The organism is Deinococcus sp. LM3 (assembly GCF_002017875.1).
Taxonomy (GTDB): Bacteria; Deinococcota; Deinococci; order Deinococcales; family Deinococcaceae; genus Deinococcus.
Genome location: NZ_MUFV01000001.1, coordinates 2,497,219 through 2,519,927, shown reverse-complemented (window position 1 = coordinate 2,519,927; position 22,709 = coordinate 2,497,219). Strand labels below are relative to the sequence as shown.

28 protein-coding genes and 1 tRNA gene are annotated in these 22,709 nt (G+C 69.5%); 9 read left to right on the top strand and 20 right to left on the bottom strand.

Annotated features, from left to right (window positions below; genetic code table 11):
- Nucleotides 1-5: 5 nt before the first annotated feature.
- Both BXU09_RS11860 and BXU09_RS11855 read right to left on the bottom strand, forming a co-directional pair.
- Nucleotides 6-1,187 carry an acetyl-CoA C-acetyltransferase gene (locus tag BXU09_RS11860; RefSeq protein ID WP_078302989.1) on the bottom strand — a complete coding sequence of 394 codons (1,182 nt, stop codon included), beginning with the start codon at nucleotides 1,185-1,187 and terminating at the stop codon, nucleotides 6-8.
- A 33-nt stretch (nucleotides 1,188-1,220) separates the two neighbouring features.
- Nucleotides 1,221-1,502 carry a nucleoside triphosphate pyrophosphohydrolase gene (locus tag BXU09_RS11855; protein ID WP_078302984.1) on the bottom strand — a complete coding sequence of 94 codons (282 nt, stop codon included), beginning with the start codon at nucleotides 1,500-1,502 and terminating at the stop codon, nucleotides 1,221-1,223.
- A gap of 80 nt (nucleotides 1,503-1,582) precedes the next feature.
- Between BXU09_RS11855 and ffh the strand changes: the two genes are divergently transcribed.
- Both ffh and BXU09_RS11845 read left to right on the top strand, forming a co-directional pair.
- Nucleotides 1,583-2,923, top strand: a complete 1,341-nt coding sequence (ffh, locus tag BXU09_RS11850) for a signal recognition particle protein (RefSeq protein ID WP_078302979.1) — start codon at nucleotides 1,583-1,585, stop codon at nucleotides 2,921-2,923.
- Nucleotides 2,924-3,095: 172 nt separating this feature from the next.
- Nucleotides 3,096-3,171: transfer RNA gene (locus BXU09_RS11845), tRNA-Lys, on the top strand.
- A gap of 546 nt (nucleotides 3,172-3,717) precedes the next feature.
- Here the strand turns inward: BXU09_RS11845 and BXU09_RS11840 are convergent.
- From BXU09_RS11840 to BXU09_RS20950, 3 genes are all read right to left on the bottom strand, one after another.
- Nucleotides 3,718-5,085 (bottom strand): site-specific integrase, encoded by a 1,368-nt coding sequence (locus tag BXU09_RS11840; RefSeq protein ID WP_078302975.1) that lies wholly within the window; start codon nucleotides 5,083-5,085, stop codon nucleotides 3,718-3,720.
- A 275-nt stretch (nucleotides 5,086-5,360) separates the two neighbouring features.
- Nucleotides 5,361-5,570, bottom strand: coding sequence for a hypothetical protein (locus BXU09_RS11835; protein ID WP_078302969.1), 210 nt, complete (start codon nucleotides 5,568-5,570; stop codon nucleotides 5,361-5,363).
- A complete protein-coding gene (locus BXU09_RS20950; RefSeq protein ID WP_168174590.1) occupies nucleotides 5,567-5,704 on the bottom strand; it encodes a hypothetical protein in 138 nt (45 codons plus the stop codon). The genes BXU09_RS11835 and BXU09_RS20950 overlap by 4 nt, the downstream gene beginning before the upstream one ends.
- A gap of 385 nt (nucleotides 5,705-6,089) precedes the next feature.
- Between BXU09_RS20950 and BXU09_RS11830 the strand changes: the two genes are divergently transcribed.
- The 6 genes from BXU09_RS11830 to BXU09_RS11810 all read left to right on the top strand — a co-directional run bounded on the left by BXU09_RS11830 (nucleotide 6,090) and on the right by BXU09_RS11810 (nucleotide 9,850).
- On the top strand, nucleotides 6,090-6,515 hold the full coding sequence (locus tag BXU09_RS11830; protein WP_078302965.1) for a hypothetical protein: 426 nt from the start codon (nucleotides 6,090-6,092) through the stop codon (nucleotides 6,513-6,515).
- A 159-nt stretch (nucleotides 6,516-6,674) separates the two neighbouring features.
- On the top strand, nucleotides 6,675-6,833 hold the full coding sequence (locus BXU09_RS20945) for a hypothetical protein (RefSeq protein ID WP_168174589.1): 159 nt from the start codon (nucleotides 6,675-6,677) through the stop codon (nucleotides 6,831-6,833).
- The gene (locus BXU09_RS11825) at nucleotides 6,830-7,033 is read left to right on the top strand and encodes a hypothetical protein (RefSeq protein ID WP_078302959.1); all 204 of its coding nucleotides are present in this window, start codon (nucleotides 6,830-6,832) and stop codon (nucleotides 7,031-7,033) included. Before BXU09_RS20945 ends, BXU09_RS11825 begins: the two co-directional genes overlap by 4 nt.
- Complete coding sequence (locus tag BXU09_RS11820) at nucleotides 7,030-7,695, top strand: hypothetical protein (protein ID WP_078302955.1); 666 nt, start codon at nucleotides 7,030-7,032, stop codon at nucleotides 7,693-7,695. The genes BXU09_RS11825 and BXU09_RS11820 overlap by 4 nt, the downstream gene beginning before the upstream one ends.
- Nucleotides 7,692-8,138 (top strand): hypothetical protein, encoded by a 447-nt coding sequence (locus tag BXU09_RS11815; protein WP_144012092.1) that lies wholly within the window; start codon nucleotides 7,692-7,694, stop codon nucleotides 8,136-8,138. The genes BXU09_RS11820 and BXU09_RS11815 overlap by 4 nt, the downstream gene beginning before the upstream one ends.
- A 1,451-nt stretch (nucleotides 8,139-9,589) precedes the next feature.
- On the top strand, nucleotides 9,590-9,850 hold the full coding sequence (locus BXU09_RS11810; RefSeq protein ID WP_078302948.1) for a hypothetical protein: 261 nt from the start codon (nucleotides 9,590-9,592) through the stop codon (nucleotides 9,848-9,850).
- Nucleotides 9,851-10,540: 690 nt separating this feature from the next.
- Here BXU09_RS11810 and BXU09_RS20280 read toward each other — a convergent pair.
- The 15 genes from BXU09_RS20280 to BXU09_RS11745 all read right to left on the bottom strand — a co-directional run bounded on the left by BXU09_RS20280 (nucleotide 10,541) and on the right by BXU09_RS11745 (nucleotide 21,752).
- Complete coding sequence (locus BXU09_RS20280) at nucleotides 10,541-10,741, bottom strand: hypothetical protein (RefSeq protein WP_144012091.1); 201 nt, start codon at nucleotides 10,739-10,741, stop codon at nucleotides 10,541-10,543.
- Between the two features lie 64 nt (nucleotides 10,742-10,805).
- Nucleotides 10,806-11,150 carry a helix-turn-helix transcriptional regulator gene (locus BXU09_RS11805; RefSeq protein ID WP_078302944.1) on the bottom strand — a complete coding sequence of 115 codons (345 nt, stop codon included), beginning with the start codon at nucleotides 11,148-11,150 and terminating at the stop codon, nucleotides 10,806-10,808.
- Nucleotides 11,147-11,554, bottom strand: a complete 408-nt coding sequence (locus BXU09_RS11800; RefSeq protein WP_078302939.1) for a hypothetical protein — start codon at nucleotides 11,552-11,554, stop codon at nucleotides 11,147-11,149. The genes BXU09_RS11805 and BXU09_RS11800 overlap by 4 nt, the downstream gene beginning before the upstream one ends.
- Nucleotides 11,551-12,060 (bottom strand): hypothetical protein, encoded by a 510-nt coding sequence (locus tag BXU09_RS11795; RefSeq protein WP_078302935.1) that lies wholly within the window; start codon nucleotides 12,058-12,060, stop codon nucleotides 11,551-11,553. Before BXU09_RS11795 ends, BXU09_RS11800 begins: the two co-directional genes overlap by 4 nt.
- The gene (locus tag BXU09_RS11790) at nucleotides 12,057-12,269 is read right to left on the bottom strand and encodes a hypothetical protein (RefSeq protein WP_078302931.1); all 213 of its coding nucleotides are present in this window, start codon (nucleotides 12,267-12,269) and stop codon (nucleotides 12,057-12,059) included. Before BXU09_RS11790 ends, BXU09_RS11795 begins: the two co-directional genes overlap by 4 nt.
- Nucleotides 12,266-12,574, bottom strand: a complete 309-nt coding sequence (locus BXU09_RS11785; protein ID WP_144012090.1) for a hypothetical protein — start codon at nucleotides 12,572-12,574, stop codon at nucleotides 12,266-12,268. Before BXU09_RS11785 ends, BXU09_RS11790 begins: the two co-directional genes overlap by 4 nt.
- A 292-nt stretch (nucleotides 12,575-12,866) precedes the next feature.
- The gene (locus tag BXU09_RS20275; protein ID WP_144012089.1) at nucleotides 12,867-13,112 is read right to left on the bottom strand and encodes a hypothetical protein; all 246 of its coding nucleotides are present in this window, start codon (nucleotides 13,110-13,112) and stop codon (nucleotides 12,867-12,869) included.
- A complete protein-coding gene (locus BXU09_RS11775) occupies nucleotides 13,109-13,750 on the bottom strand; it encodes a hypothetical protein (protein WP_144012088.1) in 642 nt (213 codons plus the stop codon). Before BXU09_RS11775 ends, BXU09_RS20275 begins: the two co-directional genes overlap by 4 nt.
- On the bottom strand, nucleotides 13,747-17,166 hold the full coding sequence (locus BXU09_RS11770) for a toprim domain-containing protein (protein ID WP_078302915.1): 3,420 nt from the start codon (nucleotides 17,164-17,166) through the stop codon (nucleotides 13,747-13,749). Before BXU09_RS11770 ends, BXU09_RS11775 begins: the two co-directional genes overlap by 4 nt.
- Before the next feature lie 103 nt (nucleotides 17,167-17,269).
- Entirely contained in the window at nucleotides 17,270-17,497 is a 228-nt protein-coding gene (locus tag BXU09_RS11765; protein WP_230284468.1) for a hypothetical protein, read from the bottom strand.
- 1,106 nt (nucleotides 17,498-18,603) lie between these two features.
- Entirely contained in the window at nucleotides 18,604-18,768 is a 165-nt protein-coding gene (locus tag BXU09_RS20940; protein WP_168174588.1) for a hypothetical protein, read from the bottom strand.
- 208 nt (nucleotides 18,769-18,976) lie between these two features.
- Nucleotides 18,977-19,375, bottom strand: a complete 399-nt coding sequence (locus BXU09_RS11760; RefSeq protein WP_078302911.1) for a barstar family protein — start codon at nucleotides 19,373-19,375, stop codon at nucleotides 18,977-18,979.
- Nucleotides 19,372-19,824, bottom strand: a complete 453-nt coding sequence (locus BXU09_RS11755) for a ribonuclease domain-containing protein (RefSeq protein WP_078302904.1) — start codon at nucleotides 19,822-19,824, stop codon at nucleotides 19,372-19,374. The genes BXU09_RS11760 and BXU09_RS11755 overlap by 4 nt, the downstream gene beginning before the upstream one ends.
- Nucleotides 19,821-20,828 (bottom strand): heme-dependent oxidative N-demethylase subunit alpha family protein, encoded by a 1,008-nt coding sequence (locus BXU09_RS11750; RefSeq protein WP_078302900.1) that lies wholly within the window; start codon nucleotides 20,826-20,828, stop codon nucleotides 19,821-19,823. The genes BXU09_RS11755 and BXU09_RS11750 overlap by 4 nt, the downstream gene beginning before the upstream one ends.
- Nucleotides 20,829-20,924: 96 nt before the next feature.
- Entirely contained in the window at nucleotides 20,925-21,752 is an 828-nt protein-coding gene (locus BXU09_RS11745) for an undecaprenyl-diphosphate phosphatase (RefSeq protein ID WP_055363946.1), read from the bottom strand.
- 64 nt (nucleotides 21,753-21,816) lie between these two features.
- Between BXU09_RS11745 and BXU09_RS11740 the strand changes: the two genes are divergently transcribed.
- Nucleotides 21,817-22,611 carry an aminoglycoside phosphotransferase family protein gene (locus BXU09_RS11740; protein WP_078302896.1) on the top strand — a complete coding sequence of 265 codons (795 nt, stop codon included), beginning with the start codon at nucleotides 21,817-21,819 and terminating at the stop codon, nucleotides 22,609-22,611.
- Nucleotides 22,612-22,709 lie beyond the last annotated feature (98 nt).

Genomic DNA, 22,709 nt, shown 5'->3' with positions numbered 1-22,709 from the left:
GGTGCTCAGCCTACCCGCTTGACGGCCAGGGCGAGGCCGTTGCCGCCGCCCATGCACAGGGTGGCGATGCCCGTTTCCTTGTTCTGCTGCTTCAGGGCGTGCAGGAGGGTCACGAGGATGCGGGCGCCGGAGGCGCCGATGGGGTGGCCGAGGGCGACGGCGCCGCCGTTCACGTTGACGCGGGCGGGGTCCAGGCCGAGTTCGCGGGCGACGGCGAGGCTCTGGACGCTGAACGCCTCGTTCAGTTCCCAGACGTCCACGTCACTGGCGCTCATGCCGAGTTTGCCCAGGAGTTTCTGCGTGGCGGGGACGGGCGTCATCATAACCCATTCGGGGGCGAGGCCGCCGGTGGCGTAGTCGATGATCTCGGCGAGGGGGGTCAGGCCGTGCGCCTGGGCGAAGTCGGCGCTGACGACCATCAGGCTGGCGGCGCCGTCGTTCAGGCCGGGGGCGTTCCCGGCGGTCACCGAGCCGTCCTTCTTGAAGGCGGGTTTCAGGCGGCCCAGGGTTTCCTCGCTGGTGTCGGCGCGGGGGCCTTCATCGGTGTCCACGACGGTGTCGCCCTTGCGGCCTTTCACCGTGACGGGGACGATCTCGTCGGTGAAGCGGCCCTCCTGCTGCGCGGCGATGGCGCGGCGGTGGCTCTGGGTGGCGTAGGCGTCCTGTTCCTCGCGGGTGATGGCGTACTTCTCGGCGACTCGTTCGCCGGTCAGGCCCATGCCCTCGTCGCCTATCGAGCACCACAGGCCGTCGTGGGTGTTCGCGTCGAGCACCTGCGCGTGGCCCAGGCGGTAGCCTTTGCGCGCGCCGGGCAGCAGGTGCGGGGCGTTGCTCATGGATTCCATGCCCCCGGCGAGGACGGCGTGCTGATCCCCGGCGCGGATGCTCTGCGCGGCCAGGATGACGGCTTTCAGGCCACTGCCGCACACCTTGTTGATGGTGAGTGCCCCGACCTCGTTCGTCAGTCCGGCTTTCAGGGCGGCCTGCCGGGCGGGGTTCTGCCCGCTGCCGGCCTGCACGACCTGTCCCATGATGACTTCCTCGATCAGGGCGGCGTCCAGGCCGCTGCGGCGCAGGGTTTCGCGCAGGGTGGTGGCGCCCAGGTCCACGGCGCTGACGCTCTCCAGGCTGCCCAGGAACTTCCCGGTGGGTGTGCGGCTGGCCGCGACGATCACTGCTTTTTGCATGGGCGCAGCATAGCGCGCCCTCCCTAACGGGCGTTAGGCTGGTGTCCACCAGATCCGGCCCGCAAGGCCGCCCCGCGCGTCCGCTTTCGCGCGGCGCAGGACCTCCAGATCCTCGGGGGTCAGGCCGTGCAGGGCGGCCAGGGCGCGCACAACCTCCAGCACATCGGCCAGTTCCTCGGGGTCGCCGGAGTCGAGGTACTCCGCGACCTCCTCCTCCAGCTTGGCGCGCAGCGCGGCGCGGTACTCGCCCTCCGTCAGGAGGCGGGTCTGGCCGCCGAACAGTTCCGGGATGCGGTCACGCACGAGTTTGCCCATGCTGGGCAGCGTAGCAGTCGGCACTCACGGTCGGCATTCACGGCACAGACGCCCTCTGGCGTGCGTGGTAGCGTGGCAGCATGTTTGAGTCCCTTGGGAATAAGTTGCAGGACATCCTCGACCGGGTGGGCAAGGAGCGCCAGCTGACCGAGGCGCAGGTCAAGGCGGCCATGCGCGAGATCCGCATGGCGCTGCTGGAAGCCGACGTGAACTTCGGCGTCGCGAAGGACTTCGTGGCAAAAGTCAGCGAGAAGGCCGTGGGGCAGTCCGTGGAAGGCAGCCTGAACGCCGGGCAGACCGTCGTGAAACTCGTGCACGACGAACTGATCGAGACGCTCGGCGGCAAGGCCGCGCAACCCGAACTGAAGACCGAGGGGAACGTGTGGTTCATGGTCGGCCTCCAGGGCGCCGGGAAAACAACCAGCACCGGCAAACTCGCCGCGCACTACAAGAGCAAGGGCCGCCGCGTCCTGCTGGTCGCGGCCGACACGCAGCGCCCCGCCGCGCGCGACCAGCTCGAAGTCCTCGCGAAACAGGTGGGCGTGCCCGTCCTGAAAGTCGCGGACGGCGAGAGCCCCGCCGAGACGAAACGCCGCGTGGACGAGCACCTGAAAACCGACTTCCGTGACCTCGTGATCGTGGACACCGCCGGCCGCCTCCAGATCGACGAGGCACTCATGGATCAGCTGGCCGACCTGCAGGCCGCCATGCAGCCCACCGAGAGCCTGCTCGTCGTGGACGCCATGACCGGCCAGGAAGCCCTGAACGTCGCGCAGACCTTCGACCAGCGCGTGAACGTCACAGGCCTGATCGTCACCAAGATGGACGGCGACGCGCGCGGCGGCGCGGCCCTCTCGGCACGCACCGTGACCGGCAAACCCATCTACTTCGCGGGCGTCAGCGAGAAGATCGCGGGCCTCGAACCCTTCTACCCCGACCGGGTCGCCGGACGCATCCTCGGCATGGGCGACGTGCTCGGCCTGATCGAACGCGCGCAGCAGGCCGACCTGAAAGCCATGGAAGTCAAGAAACCCGGCGACTTCGACCTCGAAGACCTGCTCGTGCAACTGCGGCAGATCCGCAAGATGGGACCCCTGGGCGACCTGCTGAAACTCATCCCCGGCATGAGCCGCGCCCTGCCCGAAGGCTTCAACATCGACGAGAAGCAGTTGCAGCGCATCGACGCCATGATCAGCTCCATGACCGTCAAGGAACGCCGCAACCCCAAGATCATCGACGGACGCCGCCGCAAACGCATCGCCGCCGGCAGCGGCCACACCGTGCAGGACATCAACAAACTCCTGAAAATGCACGAGCAGATGAAAGACATGATGAAGATGCTCCAGCGCATGAGCGGCCCCGGCGCCAAGGGCATGAAACCGCCCCGCATGCCCAACGTGCCCCCAGGCCTCAAGCGCTGAACCACCCGCCCACCCCGGAACGCCCACACGGCGCCGGGGTGGCCCCATTCACACCGCCCAGCACGCCCTTCCCCACCACCCCGGCGCACCTGTTGACAAGCGCACGCACCCCACATATACTCATCCCCGCTGAGAACGCGCCCACACGGCACGCGCAAGGCAAACACAAGCTGGGTCGTTAGCTCAATCGGTAGAGCAGCTGACTTTTAATCAGCGGGTTGTAGGTTCAAGTCCTACACGACCCACCAAGAAAACCCCGTCCTAGACGGGGTTTCTTACTTTGCTTCCACCCGCTGACGTGGCCCACCGTGCCCCGCGTGGCCCAAACGTGGCCCACCGTGTTTCAGGGGGTCACCCTGGCCCACTGTGCCCGGTCCCGCTCGAAGACCCCCCCCACCCTGGCCCCGGCCTGCACCGTCAGCGACCGCCGCCGGGCCAGGATGACCCGCCCCCCTGGCCCGGTCCTCTTTGCAGAAAAAACACGCCCGAAAGATTCCAGCTCTTATACCTCGAAAAATCTGGGGACATTGGGGACTCAAGCCGTTTCACGCCGTCTGACACGAAGAAAAACCCGGTCCCCACGAAAAACGGGGGTGGGGACTCACTGCCAGAAAATACCGTGCAGGACGGCGTTTCTCCGTGTCCCCACTTTTGGGACTTTGCGTCCCCACTCTGGGGACTCAGGCCGTTCAGGGGTGGGGACCGGCGCAGGAACCGGCGAAGAGGGACGATCAGACCGCCCCCCCGCACCCCCCCGCCTTTCCAGCGTGCCGACCGCACGCCCTGGCCCTGGCCTATGCCTTCCGGCGCGGCCCGCCCTTCCTGACCGCCCCACGGCGCACCGGGGACACGCCCGCCCGCGTCTTCCCTTCGCCGGTCCCGCCTTCCACCTCGAGCAGCCCCCCGTCCGGCACTGTGGGCGCTTCCAGGCCTGCAGGCGCCGCCCGCCCCTGGCCCCGCCCCCGAAGGTCTGACAGCTCATACCCCAGGCCGCGCAGCTTGCCGGGCAGGGCGTGCGCGTAAATGTTCAGGGTGGTACTCACCTGCGCGTGTCCGAGCATGGCCGCGACACTCACCGGGTCTTCCCCCCTTGAGATCAGGAACGTTCCCGTACTGTGGCGCAGCGCGTGCGGGGACAGGACCGGCACGCCCGCCGCCTCGCACGTCCGGCGCATCACGGCGCGCAGCGAGTCCTGACGCATGGGCCGGCCGTCCACTGACGGGAACACCGGGGCCGTGTCTTCCACACCCGCGCCCTGGTACTTGATTCCCCGCGCCTCGACTGCCACGCGCGCCCGCATGTCTTCCACGATCCCCAGGGCGTCCCCGGACAGGTACACGCGCCGCACGCCGGCCGAAGTCTTCGGCCCGCCCGCGTAGTACTTCCCCTCAAACTCACTGCGGGTCTTCGAGACACTGACGTAAGGCGCGCCCGTGTCATCCCGCCGCACGTCCCCCCACGTCAGGGCCAGCGCTTCCCCGATCCGAAGGCCGGTGTACGCCAGGAAGGCCAGGGGCAGGGCGAAACGGTCCCCCAGGGCCACGGTCACGAAGCGCGCCAGGTCTTCCGGCTCGAAGTGCTTGACCTTCGCCTCTTTCACCGCGCCGCCCTTTGAGGGGGACAGGGGCCGCGCGTACTGCGCCGGGTTATCCCTCAGCAGGCCGTCAGCGATAGCGTGGGCATAGGCGCCGTGCAAGAGGACGTGAACCTGTCTCTGACCGCTGTACCCCAGGGGGGGCCGTATCGTTCCCTCTTCGCCGGGCCGCGCCACGCTCAGCAGCTCGAAGTACTCACGCAACCGGCGGGCATCCACCCCGGCCGCTTTCAGGGGGGCCAGATGGGGCGCTATGTGCCGGGTGTACAGCGCTTCGTTATTCCAGGCCGTGCGGTCTGCCCACGTGGCCCGCTTCGAGCGCATGTACTCCGTGACCATCTCGCCGACCGTCAGGGTCCGGGACGCGGGCCGCTTCCCTTCGCCCGCTTCCTGCAGGGCGCGCGCTATCGCTTCGTGCCCTTCCCTCTTCGTGTTCACCGTGCCGCTAGGCCGCGCCGTTGTCCCGTCCGGGTACGTCACCCGGACCCGCCACCGCCACCGCCCGGACGGCAGTTGCGTAACGTCCCCCTGCCGGTCACTGGCCTTGCCCTTCCGCTTCCCCGTCATACGCCACAGGGTAAACCCGGCCTACTCCCCTGGCCCCCGGACAACCCCGGAAGACAGCGGGGCCGCGCCCTGGCCCCTCGAGCGGCCCGCCCCCCTTTTACTCAGGCATGAGTAAAACCCCCTGACGCCCTCAGCCGGGCTTAGACCGTGGGGGCCGGATCATGTGCCCGGCGTCAGGAAGATGATCCGGGCGCCGCTCGAGCGGGCCAGGGGCACACGGCGAAGGGGAAGCCCAGGCACGCGCCCACGCTTCCCCTTCGCCGGTCTTCCAGGTGCTACGCCATGCCCGCCCACAGGACGCCCGCCACGATCAGGGCCAGCACGGCCGCGCCGGTCAGCGCCCAGCGCACCCAGGCCACCCGGCGAAAGAGGAACGCCAGGAACAGCAGCGCGCACGCCAGGGCGAAGACCTGCCACGGGAAGGCCGGGCCGTAGGACAGGATCAGGTCTGTACTCTCGCTCGTCTCAGGGGGCGGGCCGCTCACCGCTTGCCCCGCAGCATGGCCCGGACCCGCAGCGCGGCCCGCACGATCACCCGCACCGGCCACGGCAAGGGCGGGCCGGTGAACCTGTCCCCGAAGGTCACGCGCACCTCATCCCCGCGCACCGTCCGGCGCACGGCCTACTTCCCCCCTTCGCCGGTCCCCTGGCCCTGGCCCGGTTCCACCGTCAGGCGCAGGTCTAGGGCTTCGAGGATTGCGGCCCACACAGGGGGCGGGCTTCCGCTGTCTTTCCCCCCGTTCAGGGCGCGGGTTATCGCCTGTGGCAGCTTGCCGGTAGCACGGGCCAGATCAGCGCGGCTCATTCCCTTGTCTCTCAGGCGGGCTTCGACTGCCGCCCTAATTTCATCGTTCATGACAGCAGCTTAACACTTACCGATTCCAAACAGCTACCATTGACAGAATGAACGGTAACTGTTACCATTACCTCAGCAGAAAGAGACGCTTCTACCGCCAAGTTTCCGCGTCCCTGACTGACTCCCCCCTAGTACCGAAGGAAGCGACATGAACGATACCACCGCCCCCCGCACCCTGTCCCGCACGTGGGAAACGGTCACCCTTGACCGCATGGACGGCGCCGTAGTGCAGACCCGCGCGCACACGGTCACCCTGACCCGCACGCCCGCCGGAATCGAAGCCCAGGTGAACGGCGAAGCGTGCGAGCTGGCCCGCGCCGTGAGCATCCTTCAGGGTGCCGACCGCGTGACCGTGACCGCTCAGACCCTCGAGGCGCCCACCATCGGAAAGACCCGCGCCGCCCGCCTTCACCGCCTCATGGCCCGCGCCGGGGTGCCCAGCGGTGAACATTACGGCTTCGCCGGGGCCGCGCTTGACCGCCCCGTGTTCAGCCTCGCAGCGCTGACCGAAGGGGACGCCCGCGCCGTGTGGGCCTTCCTGTGCGAAGCGTTCCCCCAGGTGCGCGCCGCCTGACCCGCACGGGGGGCCACGCCCGGCCCCCACCCCTGCGCCCTCGAAGCCCTACCCGCATGGATCCATCCCCGGCGAAGTGGAAGACGCCCCGGCCCGACCGGCACGCCGCGCCCACCCGCCCGCTTCGAGGAACCGCACCCCACACAAGGAAGTGACGCCGTGGCCCGCATCTTCGCCGCCCTGTACTTCGTTTGCCTGCACCTGAGCGCCGCCCCCGGCCCTGACGCCTACCGCTTCGCCGCGCCCGGCATCCTGTGCGGCTTCCTGGCCCTGGCCTTCGCCCTTCGCCGCCTGACCAAAGAGGACGTGACCGCATGACGCACCCCCACCCGCTCGAAGACACCCGCACCCCCGCGCAGCTCACGGCAGACTGCACCGCCGCGCCCCTGACCGCCCCGGAACGCCTCGAAGCCCTGCGAAACATCACGTTGCGCCGGGAAGTCCTGACCCGCGAACTGGCCCAGCTCGAGGCCATCGAAGCCGGGCACCGCGCCGCGCTCGAAGGCGGGCGCGCATGACCCGCGCCGCGTCCCCCGCGTGGGGTGTCTGCGAAGACTGCGGGGACGCCTACGGGCTGCCCATGCCGACCGCCGCCGGGAAGACCGGCGCCGCCCTGTGCATCCCCTGCCACACGGCGCACCTGAACCGGCACGCTGCAGAATCCCAGCTCGAAGCCCTCGCCGCCCCGATTGTGGGCGCGTGGGCGGCGCACTGGACCCGCGCCGGGCTTCCCTTCGCCGATCTTCTGGCGATGGTGGACAGCCTGACCGGCGCTGACATGGCAGACGATTACGGCGCCACGTACCGCGCCCGCGCCCTGCGCTTCCTGGCCCGCGCGCACCCCGCCCCGGCTGACCTGCCCGAAGACACCGCCCCGGCCCGCGTGACCCTTGACCTCGAAGCCCTGCCCACCCTGACCGCGTGCCGACCGGCAGACCCCGCGCACGGCATCCGCCGCCCGTACTTCATCAGCAGTGACGGGGAAGCCCGCACCATCTGGCCCGAGCCGGACACCCTGACCATTCCCCAGCCGGACGGCGTGCGGGCGCTGATCTTCACCGGGCACCGCGGCCGCACCGCGTTCTGTGACCGCATGAACGGCGCGCCCGGTTACCGCGTCCCCGCGCACCTGTGGCCCCACGTGGAAGCCGCACTGACCGGCGAAGGTGAATGGGCATGACCCACCGGAAGCGCAAGCCCACGCGGCCCACGAAGGCCCGCCCGCCCCGCCCCCTCTTCCCCTTCGCCGTCACCCTGCGCGCGTGCGCCCTGATCTTCGAGGGCAACGGAAGCCCCGCCCTGTACGTCTGCGCCGACGATCACGGGGGCATTCCCCGCCTCTCCCGCGTCCCGGACGGCGCGCAGGTCACCGTGAACGCCCCCCGCCCATCCCCCGAAGACCGGGGCCGCGTGTTCCTGCCGGCCGGCAGTACCGTGACCTTCCAGGCGCCGGACGGCCGCACTTCCACACTGGCCCTTCACACCGTCCGGCTGTACCGCGAAGTCCTGGAAGCGCTCGAGGGTCACGCACAGGCCACCCGGTCAGCGCAGGAAGCCCGCGCCGCCTTCGAAGGCACACCCGGCGAAGAGGGAACGCCCGCGCAGGGCCAGGGGGCCGCGTGACCGGCCGCGCCCCCAGGAAGCCGCACCGGCCCCGCGCTGACGCCCGCCCCGCACCCCGCCCACACCCCACGCCCCGCACCCACTGACACCCCGCCCCGTGGCCCGGCTTCCCTCTTCGCCGGGCCTTCCCTTGATCCGCCGGAACGCCCCGCGCTTTGCTCCCCGGAAGTGGGGGGCAATCCCGCCCCCGCTTTGCCCGCCGGAAGTGGCGAGCAATCCGCACCCCCTGACCCGATCCCAGCTCCGGCCCATGCCCCCGCGCGTGGGCCGCTGTCCTGTCCCGCCCGTGAGGGAACAGTGATAAACCCCGCCCGCTCGAGGTTCCCGCCCATCCCGGCGAAAACCCCACCCGCACCCCCAGGCATACCGGACAGCGGCCCCGGCCATACCGGACAACCCCGGCGGGCATACCCGGCAGACCCCATGCCGACCCTCACCACCCGGCAAACTCCATACAGAATCCACCGGACGGGGAACCCCTTGCAGAATCCCCGCAGCGGGCACCCCATGAACGGTACACACCCCGGCAGACCCCATGAACGGTACACGCACCGGCAGACCCATGACCGCCCGCGTTTGGAACGCGACCGCGCCCGCTCGAAGTTTTCCCCCATTCCGGGGAATACCCAGCCGCGCCCCGGATGGATCCACCTTCCCCCTTCGCCGATCACCTGCCCCCACTTTCAGCCCAAATGAAAGTGCGTACCACACGCGCCGCACGGCCCGCGCCCACTGCCGTTTCAAACGGCAGTGCGTTCCAGACGCGCCCGCGCCGCGCGCCACCATCTTCGACCCGCCCCGAAGATGCCCGCCGCGCCGTCCCTCACGCTATTTCGTGACCGCACGAAGATGCCCGGCGCCGCCCGGACTGCTAGACAAAACTCAGGCCACGCGCACAGGGCCAGGGGCAACTATCAACATAGGTTGACGGTTGCCAGGGGGCCGGACTGATAGAGAATCCTCAGGTCACGCCCGCGCGGGTCATCATTTTGCCGACCTCGGCAAATCGTTCCCCAGGTCATGCAGGCAGGGCCAGGGGGCAACCTTCCCCCATATCGTGACGGTTGCCCCTGCCCGCCCACCGGGCCGCTTCCAGGGCGCACCGCCCGGCCCCACCTGCCCAAGTTCCGAGCAACTATCACCATAGGGTGACGGTTGCCGCTGGCCCCCCCGGTCCCCCCAGCTCGAGCGGCGCGGCGCGTGCTTCCACCCATGCCCCACGGTGCAGGGGCCAGGGCATCAGCAGCGGGTGTTCCAAGTCTTCCCCTTCGCCGATCGTGGCCCGCCAGTACTGAAAAATACTCAGCACAGCGGGCCGCACTGTTAAGAACCGACAACATCCCCCGCGCAACTCGAGGGGCCAGGGACCGCCCGCGCCGCCCGGCAGACTTTCCCGGTTTGGAACCGGAAAAAAGCGCGCCCGGACTGCCCGTCCGGCTTACAATTCCCGCATGTCAGACAACCTGCAGGTCAATGCCCAGGCACTTCTAGAAGTGTGGGAAACAATCGAGCGCGACAGCGGCGGGGACACAGAGAAAGCAGCAATCAGAGTTGCCGCCGACCTTATCCGGTTGCTGACGCAGGGGGACACAAAGGCTCTCGGCTTCACGTTTAGCCTTCTCTCCGGGGAACAGCTGAAAGAGAGGGGCTTAGAACGCCGCCGCGAAGGCGGGAACGTAACAGCCCTTGAAATCGTGATACAGCACGATTGACCCGCCACCAACCGGAAAAATGCCCACGGGGACGGTATTCCGGGCGCATGGTAGGCGCTAGTGCCTCCTCACGAAACCTAACACTTCCTGACACCTGCGCCGCACGGCCCGGCCCCCCTCGAGCGGCCCGCATCCCGAAGACCCGCCCGCCCCTGGAAGTCCCCCGCGTGGGTCAGTCCCGACCGGGCGAAAGATGGTTGAACCTGGCTAAGATGCACGCGCACAGGGACAGCGAAGAGGGAACCGAAAAACGCCCACGGGGACGGCGTTCCGGACACATGGTAGGCGTTTGTTCATGTTGAGAATTGATGACATTTTTCAGCGCTTCACGGCCCCACTGCCCCCCGGCTCGACGATCACCCCGGCCCCCGCCTTCGAGCGGCGCGGGAACGCGCACGGGAAGCGCCCGCCCCTGCCCATGCGCGCGGGACAGGTGCGGGCCAGGGTAGGGGCGGGAAAACACCGGGAATCCGGCCCCACTCATTCCCCTTCGCCGGTCCCCTCGAAGGCCATGGCCGCGCGGCAACCGGGACGGCAAACGCCCACCCGCTGCCCCCTGCGCGGGAACGGCATTCAGAGCATGGGGTGGGCGTCTGCCGACCTGAAAAAACCTGAGACGTCCGGCCCTAGCCTTCGAGCTGCGCGGGAGGCGTTACAGGAAGCGCCCGCTCCTCTTTCATAAATTCACACCTAAAGAGGACTACCCATAGCAAGCCAGACAGAGAAAACGATAACAGCGACAATGACAAAGTAGATCAGCCAAGTAACGAACTTATCCACGCCGCTGCCTAGTTTCTTGCCGCCATTCCTGGCCAGAAAGTAGCTAATGGCCAGTGAAATTATCAGGCTTATCCCGAGTGGAACACCAAATTCTGTCAGCAGGCCTGTCATTTGGCGCCACGATACCGCAGAGGATACTGACCCTCTTCGCCTCACACCGGGAACCCGCCCCCCTTCATTCCTCTTCGCCGATCACCTCGAGGGTCAGCAGGTCAGCGACCGTCACCACTTCGCCGCTCAGGGTGTGCAGGATGCCCGCCACGGTTGCCAGGGTGTGCAGGTCAATGCGGGACGTGTCCCCACGGGCCAGCCGGTACACCGTGCCGGAATCTACGGTGCCCTGCGCCTGCCCGCTCATGGCAACCTGATACACCGTCAGGCCGCGCGCCTCGCACGCTTCCCGGACGGTCAGGCGGGCCGCGTAGGGCGCCGGGCCGGGCGTGCGGAAGCCCAGGTGAATCAGGGGCCGCCCGTTGCTGTAATGCCCGCGCAGGGCTTCGGGTTGCGCCCGCCCGGTCACACGGTCCCCTCTTCGAGCAACACGGCCGCGAGCGCTGCGAGCATGGCCCACGCGGCGCGGGCGTGCCGGGCGGGCGGGTCTTCCAGGCCTTCGAGGCGGGCCGCTTCCACCTGGAAGACGCCAGCGGCCCCGGCGGGCGGGCGTGTCCACACGTCTTCGAGGCGCGCCCACGTCTGCGCGCTGGCCCACTGCCACGCGGCCCGCTCCGGGTCACTCAGGCCGGGGCGCAGGTCTTCCCACGGGTGAACGGGTAGGCCGGTCCCGCCCGCTACGCTCACGGCGTCTTCCAGGTCCCGCAGGTGCGCGTCACTCAGGCGGCGCAGGGCCAGGGGCACGCGGCCCCGATTCTGACCGGTGCGGGTCTGCGCTTCCAGGTGGGCCACCCGCGCGGCGCGGCCCTTCATGCCCGGCCCCCGTTCAGGGTGCGGCACAGCGCCGCCTCGAAGCGCCACAGGGACGCGCCCCACCGGGCCAGCCGGTGAACGTCCGGCGAAAGAGGAACGCGCCGGGCTTCCCGGTCACACCACGCGCCGCACGCCTCGAAGTACCCCACGAAGTCAGCGGCCCGCGTGGGGTCCGGTGCGGTCAGGGGCGCGCCGTCCGGGCCGTTCAGGGCCAGCTCTGCCCAGGCTTCCGCGTCTTCCTCCGCCGGGTGTTCCACCGGCACGCCGTCCCCCAGGTGCGCGCACGCTACCTGCAGGCGGGCCAGGATGCCCCCCGCGTCCCTTTCCTCTTCGAGTGCCCCCACCGCGTCCCGGTAGGCGCGCACGTCAGCCGGCGCGAGCTGCGCGCGGGCCGCTTCCAGGTGCGCCCAGTTCCCGGCCTGCACCGCTTCCCGCCGGGCCGCTTCCCGACCCTCGAGCGCTTCCAGGCGCGCCACCGTTCCCCGCGTCTTTCGTTTCGCCGTCACGCTTCCCCCCCTTCCGGGACGCACAGGAACGCCCACAGGCTCACGGCCCGCACGTCCCCGCGCAGACCTTCCGGCGCTTCCTGCGCGGCCCGCTCGAGCGCTTCGGGCGTCACGTCCCCGCGCAGGTGTTCCGGCAGGGCTTCCCACAGCGTCACCGCCCGGCCCCGCTGCGCCTCGAGCTTCGAGAGCCGACCGCGCCGCCCCGTCACGCGGCCCCCCTGCGAAGGCGCGGGCCAGTGGGCGCCGGGTCTTCACCTTCGCCGCCCTGGCCTTCGAGGGCCGCTATGCGCGCCTCGAGTTCCCCCACTTCCACGATCCGGGCGTAAGCCGCGGCGCCCTGACTGACGGCGTGAACAGCTTTCAGGGCGTGCGCGGGGTCTTCCACTTCCAGCAGCTCCCCCGCACGTTCCAGGGCGCGCCACAGCAGCGCGCGGGCCTCTTCGAGCGTGCCGGGTTTTCCTCTTCGCCGGGCGCGTTTCGCCTTCCGGGCTTCCACAGGGTTAGGGTTTGCCATGATCTGACCTCCCGGCCCCGGTCTTCGAGGGGCCGCGTATAGAGCGGGGGGGGGACAGCGCCGCCCCCCAGGGCTTGCAGGGCCACCCGGACGCCCGCCGGGGTGAGCTGACCGGCCCGGACGTGCCCGGCGGCGCGGGCATCTTGCAGGGCGCGGCGCAGGTCTTCGGGGTGCCCTTCGTGACGGCGAAGGAAGGCCAGCCACGCGGCCCGGACGCTCAGGGGCGCGGCATGTTCGCAGTGGCAGAGCATCAGGGCCAGGGCGTGCGCGTGGGCGGGCAGGGCGTCCCCCTTCATAGTTCCCTCTTCGCCGGGATGCCCAGCCGGGACAGGTACACCCGCGCGGCCGACCGGCCCCACTCAGTGACCCGCCCGGCTTCCACCATGCCGGACTGCCGGGCCACCTCGAGCGCCACCCGCTGCGCCGCCGGGGCGGGCGTACCCGCCGCCGTCGCCTCTTCGAGCGCACACCGGGCCGCGCTGCCCGTGGGCAGGGTGCGCGCGTAGGCCGTCAGGACCGCCCACTGTAGGCCGGTCACGCCGCGCCCCCTTCCAGGCCGGGCAGGTCATCCCAGCCCGCCGGACGGGCCGCGCGCAGGGTGCCCCGCGTGGGCCGCGCCGCCGCCCTGGCCTTCCAGCCCCGGCCCACGTCTTCGCCGTCCGTGAGGTACGCACCGCACCGGCAGGCGGGGTGCAGGGCCAGCGGGGGCGGCACGGGCTTCCACGCCGCCGGGGGACAGGCGCACGTCACCATGCCCGGCCCCCACTCCGGGGCAGGGACGGCACGCGCACAGCTTCCGCAGTGACCGGGCAGGGTTGCCGCGTGGGCGTTCCGGGCGCGGGCCTCTTCGAGCGGGACGCCACGGGCCACCGGGGGCAGGTTGTCGCACCCGCCGACAACCTCCCCAGGGGCGGGCACGGGGTCCGGCGAAGAGGGAACGGTCAGGGGGGCCGGGTCTTCGGGGGGGCAGAGGTTGTTAATTCGTGTAACAACCTCTGCCCCGGCATCCGGCGCGGTCAGCCACGCCAGCACTTCCGCCTTCCGGTCCCGGACTTCGTTCAGCAGGTCAGCCGGGGGGCGCTTGCCGGTCAGGATCAGCGCGCCGCCCTGCACTTCCAGGCGCGCCCCCTTCGCCTCTAGGCGGGACAGCAGGGCGGGCACAGCGGCCCCCGTCACAGGGTCACCACGCCGGGCAGGTCTTCGCCTTCGCCGTACCCTTCCAGGTCTTCGAGCGTCAGGGCGCGGGGGGTGGGGGCAGGGGTGACCGGCGAAGAGGAAAACGCCTCTTCCTTACCTAGAGTCCCCAAAGTCCCCAATTCATAAGAGAAATAATTTAAGTTGGGGACACAGTTAAATGCCGTGGTAGTCGCGCTTTCTTCGCCCTGTGTCCCCAGAGTCCCCAGAGTCCCCACAGATTCATAAGAGTCACCCAGGGGAAGGCGAAGCATCAGCAGGTGCTTACGCTGACTGTCCGGTGTTTTCCTCTTCGCCGTGGCCCGCACCCGCCCCCCGGCTTCCGCCTCGCAGCGCATCAGGCCCGCGCTGTGCAGGCGGTCCCGCATGTTCCCCCACAGCTTCCCGGCGTCCGGCAGGGCCGCGCCCGCCTGACCCTGCGCCGCCCGTTGCAGGGCTTCGTGCGTGCCGTCCGGCAGGAAGCACGCCCAATCGTGCCCGCCTTCGTGAACGTGGTAGCCGACCATGACCGCGCCGGGCTTCGTGGTGAATGTTTCCTCTTCGCCGTGCATTCCCTGGAACGCGCGCCGCTGCCACCCGCACAGGGGGGCCGCGTCAGCGTCAGGCGCGCCGCCCCGGCGCAGGTCTTCGAGGTACACGCGGCCCTGTGCGAGTAGGCCGGACAGCAGGGCCAGGGCGCGGGCCACCGGGTCAGCTTCCCGCAGGTGTTCCCCCTGATCCCGCGCCGTGGCCCGCAGGGCTTCCCCCACCCGTTCCCACAGGGCCAGGGCTTCCGCCTCACCGACCGCGCCCACCTGGAGGGCGAAGGAAAGAAACACTTCCCAGCCGTAGGCCAGTTCTGCATTGTTGTCCCCCGTGCGCCCGTGCGCGCCCTGGAAGTGTGCCGACAGGGCACGTACCCGCGCGCCGTGCGCCGCGCCGCCCGCCCGCACCGCATCCCAGGAAGCGGCCGCACCCTGAATGAAGCCAGCCAGGGCCAGGGCGTACACGCCGTTTACCCCGTTCTCTTCGCCGCGGTAGTACGCCTTCGACTTCGGATCAGAGTCAATCAGGGGGCGCAGGACTTCCACCATCACCAACCGCGCCCGGTCACTGTGAACGCGGGGCAGGTCTTCGGCCGAAGACGCGATCAGACCGCGCGGGTACAGCGCCACCCGCGTTTTCCGGTCAGCGGTCAGCGTGGCCCGCCCTGCCCCGTCTGCCTGACCCGAGATGATGCGGCGCGCCGTGCCGTCCATCTTCGCCCGGTCCCCGGCACTGCCGGACGGCTTGAAGTCATCAATCACGAACAGCGCATCCTTCACCCGGAAGGCGTTACTTTCCAGGGCGTTCGCCGACGAGTTCCACCCATCAGGAAGGAACTTCCGGCCCCACCGCGCCCCGTAGTGGGCCATGACCAGACCCATGAACGCGGTCTTATGCCTTCCCGTCTCGCCGACCGTCCACACCACGAAGTCAGCCTGACCCAGCGCCGCCCGGTACGCCGCCCCGAGCAGCGGGACGCCCACCGTATCCGGGGCCAGCTCGAGCAGGGCCAGGGACGCCCGCACGGCCGCGCGCAGGTCTTCCGCCGGGCGGGGCGTGCCGTCTTCCAGGCGCACGGGGTCAGGCAGGGCGTAAGCCGACAGCCGCCCCGTGAGTTCCACGCTGACGCCCGGCACGCCGCCCCGCGCGCCGATCACGGCGCCGGCACTCAGGTACACCGGCCCATGCTCCGGGTGTTGGATCCATCCCGTGTGCTGGTACACCGTCCGGCGCGGGTAGCCGCGTGCGTTGCTCAGGACTTGAACGGCGTCCCGTGCTTTGTCTTTCTTGCCGTTCCCGGCGGGCAACCGGGCTTCCCCGCCCCACTTCGCCACGGGCCACGCCATGCCGGAAAACTCGGCAGTGGTGACCGTCACCGTGGGCGGGAAGAGGGGCGCGCCGTCCGGCCTGTGGCCTTCGATCTGGAAGACGCGCCGCGCGTCCCCGCTGCCGTCCTCTTCGATCACTTCCGCTGTGATGAATGCCGTGAAGTCTGCGAGCGTTTCAGGGCTGACCCACTCTTCGCCGTCCTCTTTCTTGAGGGTCAGCGCTGCGAGCTTCCCACCGCGCACCCCGTAGGCCATGCGGGGGCCGGTGGGCACGTCCCCAGGTTCACACCATGCGGGCCGGTCTTCGCCCGTCACCTGCGCCGCGTCTTCCTGCGCCGGTTCCGGCTTCCAGGGCCGCGCCGCTTCCACCGCCTCGAGCAACCGCGCGCCCACGTGGGCCGCGTGCCCTTCGGGGTCTGCGCCCTGGCCCACGGTGCCCAGGGCGTCACAGGCGTCAGCATCCGCCTTCCCTTCCACGGCGAAGGGGGAAACGTCCCCGCCCACCTGGAAGACCTGGCACCCCCGCGCGGTCAGCAGCTCCGCCCATTTCGTGCGGGCCGCTTCGCCCTCTTCGTCAGGGTCTGCGTACACGTACACCTGTGCGCCGGCCGGAAGGTGGGCCACGTGGGGCAGGGCTGACGCTGACGCCACGCCCTGCACAGCCCAGCCGCGCGCCGCCTCGAGCGGGGCCACGGCCCCCAGCATCAGCAGGCACGCGACCGCGTTCAGTTCCCCTTCCACGATCAGGAACCGGGCCGCGCCTTCCTGACCGGGGCCGCACATGGCCGGGGTGGACTGGCCCCGCCCCACGTACACATACCGCTGCGTATTCGCCGCCTTGATTGCCGCCTTATCTCCGGGGTTCCGGGCCTTCACCGCCCAGGGCGTCCCGTCCGGTCCCGTGACCTCGAAGGCCACCGCGCCGGGCAGGATGTGCCGGGACAGGGGGCGGGCCTTCCCGCCCTGTACCTTCCCTGTCCAGCGGTACGCGGTCAGCAGACCGGACGCCAGGGCCGGGGTCAGGCCGCGCCGGGCCAGCTCGAGCGCTTCGGGGTGCGTGTCCCCGGCTTGCAGGCGTTCCCAGCCGCGCAGGGCCGCGCCGTGATTCCCGGCTTCGAGCGGGCGCAGTTTCGACAGGGCCGCGTCAGCCTTCGCCAGCCGCGCCGCCTTCGGGTCCACAGGTGCAGGCCTCGAGCTGGGGACCGTTCCCCTTTCGCCGGGTTCATCTTTCACGCCCGCCCACTCGAAGATCAGGCGCTTTGCTTCCTCGCGCGGTATCCCGGCAGATTCCAGGAACGCCAGCGTGCCGCCCTTGCGTTCGTCACTGCCGAAGCCGTCACCGCCGAACCTGTGGAAGATCGGCCCCCCATTCCCTGCCTTGTAGGACAGGGACGGGTTTTCCTCTTCCTGACCGGGCCGGAAGTCGCACACTTCGCCCCGCGCTTCACTGTGCAGGTGCGGGGCACTCTTGCCCAGGTACGCGGCCAAGTTCCGAAGCACTGCGCCGGGCGTCAGCGCCTCGAGGGCACGGGTCAGGGCGCTCACCAGACACCCCCGGCGAAGGTGCGCCGCGCGGGCCGCACGCGGGCGTTATGATGCACTCGAAGCCCGCCCGCTTCCCCCTGACGCCCGGCCTGCACGCCGGGCTTCACTTTTGCACCGTCACGCGCAGAGTCTCACGCCACGTCAGGAAGTCAGCCCAGCGCACGTAATACCGGGGCCGGGACTGCCGACCGGCGTTGTATGCGGTCAGCTCCCCACTCTTCAGAGCGGTGTAAACGAAGTCACGGGGAAGGCGGGACCGCTTAAGCAGCTGCGCGGGGGTGTACAGGGCTTCGCCGTCTTCGTGCGGCACGTTCAATGCGGATTGGGTCATGTGTTCCCCTGCCCTGCCCCACAGGGGGCAAGGTTCAATGTCTGAGGGGCCGCGCCTTCCAGGAAGGAAGGGGGCGCACGTCAGGCAGGGCCGGGCCTACCGCTTACCGCTTCGCCACACTCGAAGCGGCCCGGCGTTCAGGCCACAGGGGGGGCAAGAGGACAGGATGGGGGCCGGGGCCAAACATACAGCGGAGGCTTAACAATCTGTTCTGACTGTTTCCACATGACAGCTTCCACTTGCCCCAAATTGTCATCAACCGCAGGTGCGTAGCTGAGCCGAGTGATTCTGCGCGCGGCTCGATTCTTCTCATTGCGCTGGATTGCTACCCATCGGTACAAGATGTACAGGGTTTTCTGGATTCCCCTACGGCCAGCAGGGAAGGTAGTCCTCTTGCGCCCGATTGCGATATTCCACAGCTTTTTGGCAACTACCCTACTGACTTTCCCGCCCAGAGCTTCCAAATCCCTGCACAGTCCTTGCAGGGCCTTGTAGAATCTACGCTTTGCGCTTTGCAGCCTTTCCGAACTGCGCCACTTGCGGGACGGTCCAAGTTTTGACCTAGAAGGCGCAACTATGTTTTCTAGCGCCGCTTCTGATTTTGCGGCGTCAAAGCAAAGGCCACTTCCGCCTGAAAATAAATCAAAGCAGGCAATAGGGCGAAGTACCTTCATGCTGAAAGTAGCTGCCGCCGTGTCGTACCGCAGCTCCTGCCACGCGACGGCCCGCACCACATATGCCAGATACGGCGCGCGTATCTCGTTCAGTGGGGCGAGCGGCTTCATGCGTATACGGTAGCAGATTCCCGGACGATTACGCATGAATGACCAATTGTCAGCGTGTACACCATGCTTCCCGCGTCCGGCCCCGTGGCCCAAACGTGACCCATACGGCCCCGAATAACGCCGATCTACCCCGATCTATCCCGGCGAAGCGAAGAGGCTTAAACGCCGTTCAGGACGTACAATCCCGGACACTCTCGCATGATCTCCGAACACCCCAGGAAGGCCGCACGCTGACTTTTAATCAGCGGGTTGTAGGTTCAAGTCCTACACGACCCACCAGGAAAACCCCCGCCCCGCGCGGGGGTTCTTGCTTTTAGGCCGTCAGCTCATGCCGGCCCACAGGACGCCCGCCACGATCAGGGCCAGCACGCCTGCGCCGGTCAGCGCCCAGCGTGCCCAGGGAACGCGGCGAAAGAGGAACGCCAGGAACAGCAGCGCGCACGCCAGGGCGAAGACCTCCCACGGTGCGCCCCGGTCAGCGTTCACGATCACCACCGGCACCGTCCGGCTTCCAGGCGCGCCGCTCACGGCTTGCCCCGCAGCATGACCCGGACGCGCAGCGCGGCCCGCACGATCACTCGCACAGGCCACGGCGCGGGCGGGCCGGTGAGGGTGGGGCTGAAGGTGGCGGTGGCTGGGGTCACTCTTGGTTTCGGGCGCACGTTCGTTTCACCTCTGTTCAGGAAGACCGGTGTTACCAGTGGCGGGTGTCGTGGTCGGGTTCCTCGCTGAGGAGCCACAGGGCGCGGCCCACGCGGGCACTTTCGGCCTGCGCGTCCAGCAGGACGCGTTCGAGGTCGGCGTTCAGGTGCGGGTGGCGGCGGCGGAAGTGGGCGTGGTCGCACAGCAGCAGGGCGAGGCGGGCGGGGCGCTGGTCGGGATCGGTCAGGACGTCGTAGAGGGCGTCCCAGTTCTGGCCGAAGGTGCTGCGCAGGCCCAGGCCGTTCAGGAAGGCGAGCATGAGGGTGGTCTTGTCCTGGGCGCCGCCGAGGTTGATCTCGCGGACGCTGACCTGGTGCCCGGCGGCCAGGATGCGGGGTTCGTGCGGGGCGGTCTGGATGCCCTGGGGGGCGGTGTCGAAGACCTGCATCATGGTTGGACTCTCCGGAAGCTGTCGTAGTGGTCGGCGGTGTAGTAGCAGTCGGCGGTGCTGGTGCGGGGCTGGCCGCCGCAGACGAGGCGACGCGCGCCGCGGTCGTTCTCGCCGGGGGTGGGGACCGTGTACTCGCGGTAGTAGCCGCTGTTCTGGCGGGGCAGCAGGCGTTCGCGGTTGCCGAAGGTGCTGCCGTCCTTGCTGTAGCGGAAGGGGCCGCCCTGGCTGATCTGCCGGAGGACGGTCTGTCCTTCGCGGGGCAGGTCGCGCCCGGCGATCCAGCGCAGGCCGCTGTGCGGGTCGCGGGCAGAGGTGGGCGCAGGCTGGGCAGGAGAGGTCTGGGTGGGGGGCGTCTGGGTCGGTTGCGTGCGGGTGTCCTGCGGGAGGTCGCAGGCGGCCAGCAGCGCCCCGAGCAGCAGGGCGGTGAGGGTGGGGGCGGCGCGGTTCACGCGTTCGAGTGTAGGGCCTGGGTGTCCATCCAGTTCAGGAGGTCGTCCCGCAGGTGCGTTAATCCTTTGTAGGCGGTCTGCGCGGGGGTCATGGAGCGGATGGCGGCCGCCAGCGCGCGGGCATGGGCGGGCTCCTGCGCGGCCTGCGTGAGGGGGTGGGTGTAGGGGCGGATGGTGAACAGCGCGCCGTGCGCGTGCGGGAAGCCGGTCAGGGTCTGGCGTTCCACCCGCAGGTACGTGCCGTGCGGGTCGAAGCGGGTGCGGGGGTCGCGGTCGGCGTCGGGCGGCGCGGCGGGGTGGTGGTCGAGGCGGTCGGTGGTGCTCAGTCCCCAGGCGAAACGCACGAAGGGGCCGCGGTGGATCACGGCGTCCAGCAATCGGGGGGCGCTGGCGTTCATGGGGCCGCTGCCGGGAATGGGAGCGTGCACCTGCGTGAAGTCGCGCCCCAGCTTGTCGCGGGGGTCCCAGTGCTGGGGGTTCAGGACGTGCGTGGCGGCCAGCCAGTCACGGCCGCTGCGGGGGTCGCGGGCCACGATGGTCAGGTCCTCGCTGGCGTTCAGGCCCAGGAAATCCAGGGCGCTCACGGGCCGGGTATCCGCGACCAGGGCGGCGTGCGGGCCGGAAAAGCGCCGCAGGTTCTCCAGGGCGTTCCAGCGGGGGTGCAGGTCGGCCTGCCAGCCCAGCAGGGAATTGTGCAGGGTGCGGCCGTCCCAGCTGACCTCTCCCCCGCTGTCGGCGGCCAGTTGCCGGGCCGCGAAGGTCAGGGCAGCCTCGCGCAGCTCGGGGGTCAGGGCAGTCTCGCCGGCGTACTCGTGCAGGGCGCGGACGTGCGCGGCGGCCTTGCTGGCGATCAGGCGCGGGTACTCGGCGTCCAGCGTGAAGGTATGCCGTTCGGGCGCCGGGTCGTCCAGCCACGGCACGGGCTGCGCGCCCAGGCGGTACAGGCCCGCCGAGACGCTGTAGATGCCGCTCAGGAACGGGCGGTAGAGGGTGGGGGGAACCACGCCCCGATTCTGGCAGGCCTGCCGCCCGTCTGCACGGGGCGAGGCTGCATGGTGAACGCGCCGCCCCCGTGTTCAGGAGCGGCGCGTTCTTTACGTTCAGGCGAGGCTGCCGTTGCTCATGACGCCCGTGGCGAGCAGGATCAGGATCAGGATGCCCACGATGACGCGGTACACGGCGAAGCCCTTGAAGGTGTTCGTGGAGACGAACTTCAGCAGCCACCCGATGGCCAGGTACGCGGTGACGAAGCTGACGCCCGCGCCGATCACGACGTTCAGCAGACCGATCTCACCGAAGATCAGTTCGCGTTCCTGAATGAGGTTCAGCAGCGCCGCGCCGCCCAGGGTGGGAACGCCCAGGTAGAAGCTGAACTTGGTGGCGGTAGCGCGGTCCAGGCCCAGCGCCATGCCGCCCAGAATCGAACTCGCGGAGCGGGAGAAGCCGGGCCACAGCAGCGCGAGGCACTGCAACGCGCCGATCAGGAACGAGCGGCGCACGCCGATGCTCTCGATGGCGCTGACGCTGGGCGTGACACGGCGGCTCTCGATCAGCCACATCAGCACGCCGCCCACGATCAGCGCCCAGGCGACCACGCTGGGCCGGAACAGGTTCGCCTTGATGGCGTCCCCGAACAGCAGGCCCAGGATCACGGCCGGAATGCACGCGACGAGCACGCCCAGCCACAGCGTGCGCTGCTGCGGGTCGGTGTTCACGTGCCGGATCTTCAGGAAATCGCGCCAGTAGAACACCAGCACGCTGAGGATCGCGCCGCCCTGAATGACGACCTCGAAGGCGTCCTTGACTTCCTTGCTCCACGGGACGCCCATCAGGTTCCCGGTGAGGATCAGGTGGCCGGTCGAGCTGATCGGCAGGAACTCCGTGATGCCCTCGACGATGCCGTAGATGAGTGCGTAGAACCAGTCCATAGTTGCCGAGTGTAAGCCCTGTTACCGGGAACGGGGCGTCCCTCTTTGGGTGCAGAGTGGGAGCGTGAGTGTAGACAGCTACCTGCGGCGCTGGAACCTGACCCCGGACGGCGAGGCGATCTGCACGCCGGGCAGCGACCTTCTGCCCGTCGTGTGGCAGGGCCGCCCCGCGATGCTGAAGGTCGCCCGCAGCGCTGAGGAGCAGCGGGGCAACGACCTGATGGTGTGGCTGGAGGGCGAGGGCGCCGCGCGGGTCTACCGGCATGAGGGCGCGGCGCTGCTGCTGGAGAGGCTGGAGTCCGCGCCGGATCTGGCAGCCCTGGCGCTGGGCGGACAGGACGACGCGGCCACCCGGATCCTGTGCGGTGCGGGGGCGGGCGTACACCGGGAGCGGCCCGGACGGCCGCCGGACCTGCCGGACCTGCACCGCTGGTTCCGGTCACTGGAGGCCGCCAAGGCGCAGGGTGAGACGTTCACGCAGGCCTGGGGGACCGCGCAGCGACTGCTGGCCGACCCGCAGGACGTGCGCCCACTGCACGGCGACCTGCATCACGGGAACGTGCTGCGCAACCCGGAGCGCGGCTGGCTGGTGATCGACCCGAAAGGGCTGATCGGCGAGCGGACCTTCGATTTTGCGAATCTGCTGTGCAATCCCACGCCAGAACACGCGCTGACGCCGGGGCGGCTGGAGCGGCAGTCGGCTCTGATCGCGCAGGAGGCCGGACTGGACCGGGCGCGGCTGCTGGCGTGGGTGGAGGCGTACGCGGCCCTGTCGGCAGCGTGGCATCTGGAAGACGCCCAGATGGAGCAGGCCCGGCAGTCGCTGGCAGTCTCGGCGCTGGCCCACAGCCTCTGCTGAGCCATCCGCCATCTGCTATCAGCCTTCCGCCATCAGCTGTCCGCCCGGCGTCCCCCCTCCCACCCGTGCGTCCGATGTCGTATAATTTCCGTTTGGGT

Coding starts and splice junctions, on each gene's coding strand:
- BXU09_RS11860 (WP_078302989.1), bottom strand. CDS start 1,187: ATGCAAAAAGCAGTGATCGTCGCGGCCAGCCGCACACCCACCGGGAAG.
- BXU09_RS11855 (WP_078302984.1), bottom strand. CDS start 1,502: ATGGGCAAACTCGTGCGTGACCGCATCCCGGAACTGTTCGGCGGCCAG.
- ffh (WP_078302979.1), top strand. CDS start 1,583: ATGTTTGAGTCCCTTGGGAATAAGTTGCAGGACATCCTCGACCGGGTG.
- BXU09_RS11840 (WP_078302975.1), bottom strand. CDS start 5,085: ATGACGGGGAAGCGGAAGGGCAAGGCCAGTGACCGGCAGGGGGACGTT.
- BXU09_RS11830 (WP_078302965.1), top strand. CDS start 6,090: ATGAACGATACCACCGCCCCCCGCACCCTGTCCCGCACGTGGGAAACG.
- BXU09_RS11825 (WP_078302959.1), top strand. CDS start 6,830: ATGACGCACCCCCACCCGCTCGAAGACACCCGCACCCCCGCGCAGCTC.
- BXU09_RS11820 (WP_078302955.1), top strand. CDS start 7,030: ATGACCCGCGCCGCGTCCCCCGCGTGGGGTGTCTGCGAAGACTGCGGG.
- BXU09_RS11815 (WP_144012092.1), top strand. CDS start 7,692: ATGACCCACCGGAAGCGCAAGCCCACGCGGCCCACGAAGGCCCGCCCG.
- BXU09_RS11810 (WP_078302948.1), top strand. CDS start 9,590: ATGTCAGACAACCTGCAGGTCAATGCCCAGGCACTTCTAGAAGTGTGG.
- BXU09_RS20280 (WP_144012091.1), bottom strand. CDS start 10,741: ATGACAGGCCTGCTGACAGAATTTGGTGTTCCACTCGGGATAAGCCTG.
- BXU09_RS11800 (WP_078302939.1), bottom strand. CDS start 11,554: ATGAAGGGCCGCGCCGCGCGGGTGGCCCACCTGGAAGCGCAGACCCGC.
- BXU09_RS11785 (WP_144012090.1), bottom strand. CDS start 12,574: ATGGCAAACCCTAACCCTGTGGAAGCCCGGAAGGCGAAACGCGCCCGG.
- BXU09_RS11765 (WP_230284468.1), bottom strand. CDS start 17,497: ATGACCCAATCCGCATTGAACGTGCCGCACGAAGACGGCGAAGCCCTG.
- BXU09_RS11760 (WP_078302911.1), bottom strand. CDS start 19,375: ATGATGCAGGTCTTCGACACCGCCCCCCAGGGCATCCAGACCGCCCCG.
- BXU09_RS11745 (WP_055363946.1), bottom strand. CDS start 21,752: ATGGACTGGTTCTACGCACTCATCTACGGCATCGTCGAGGGCATCACG.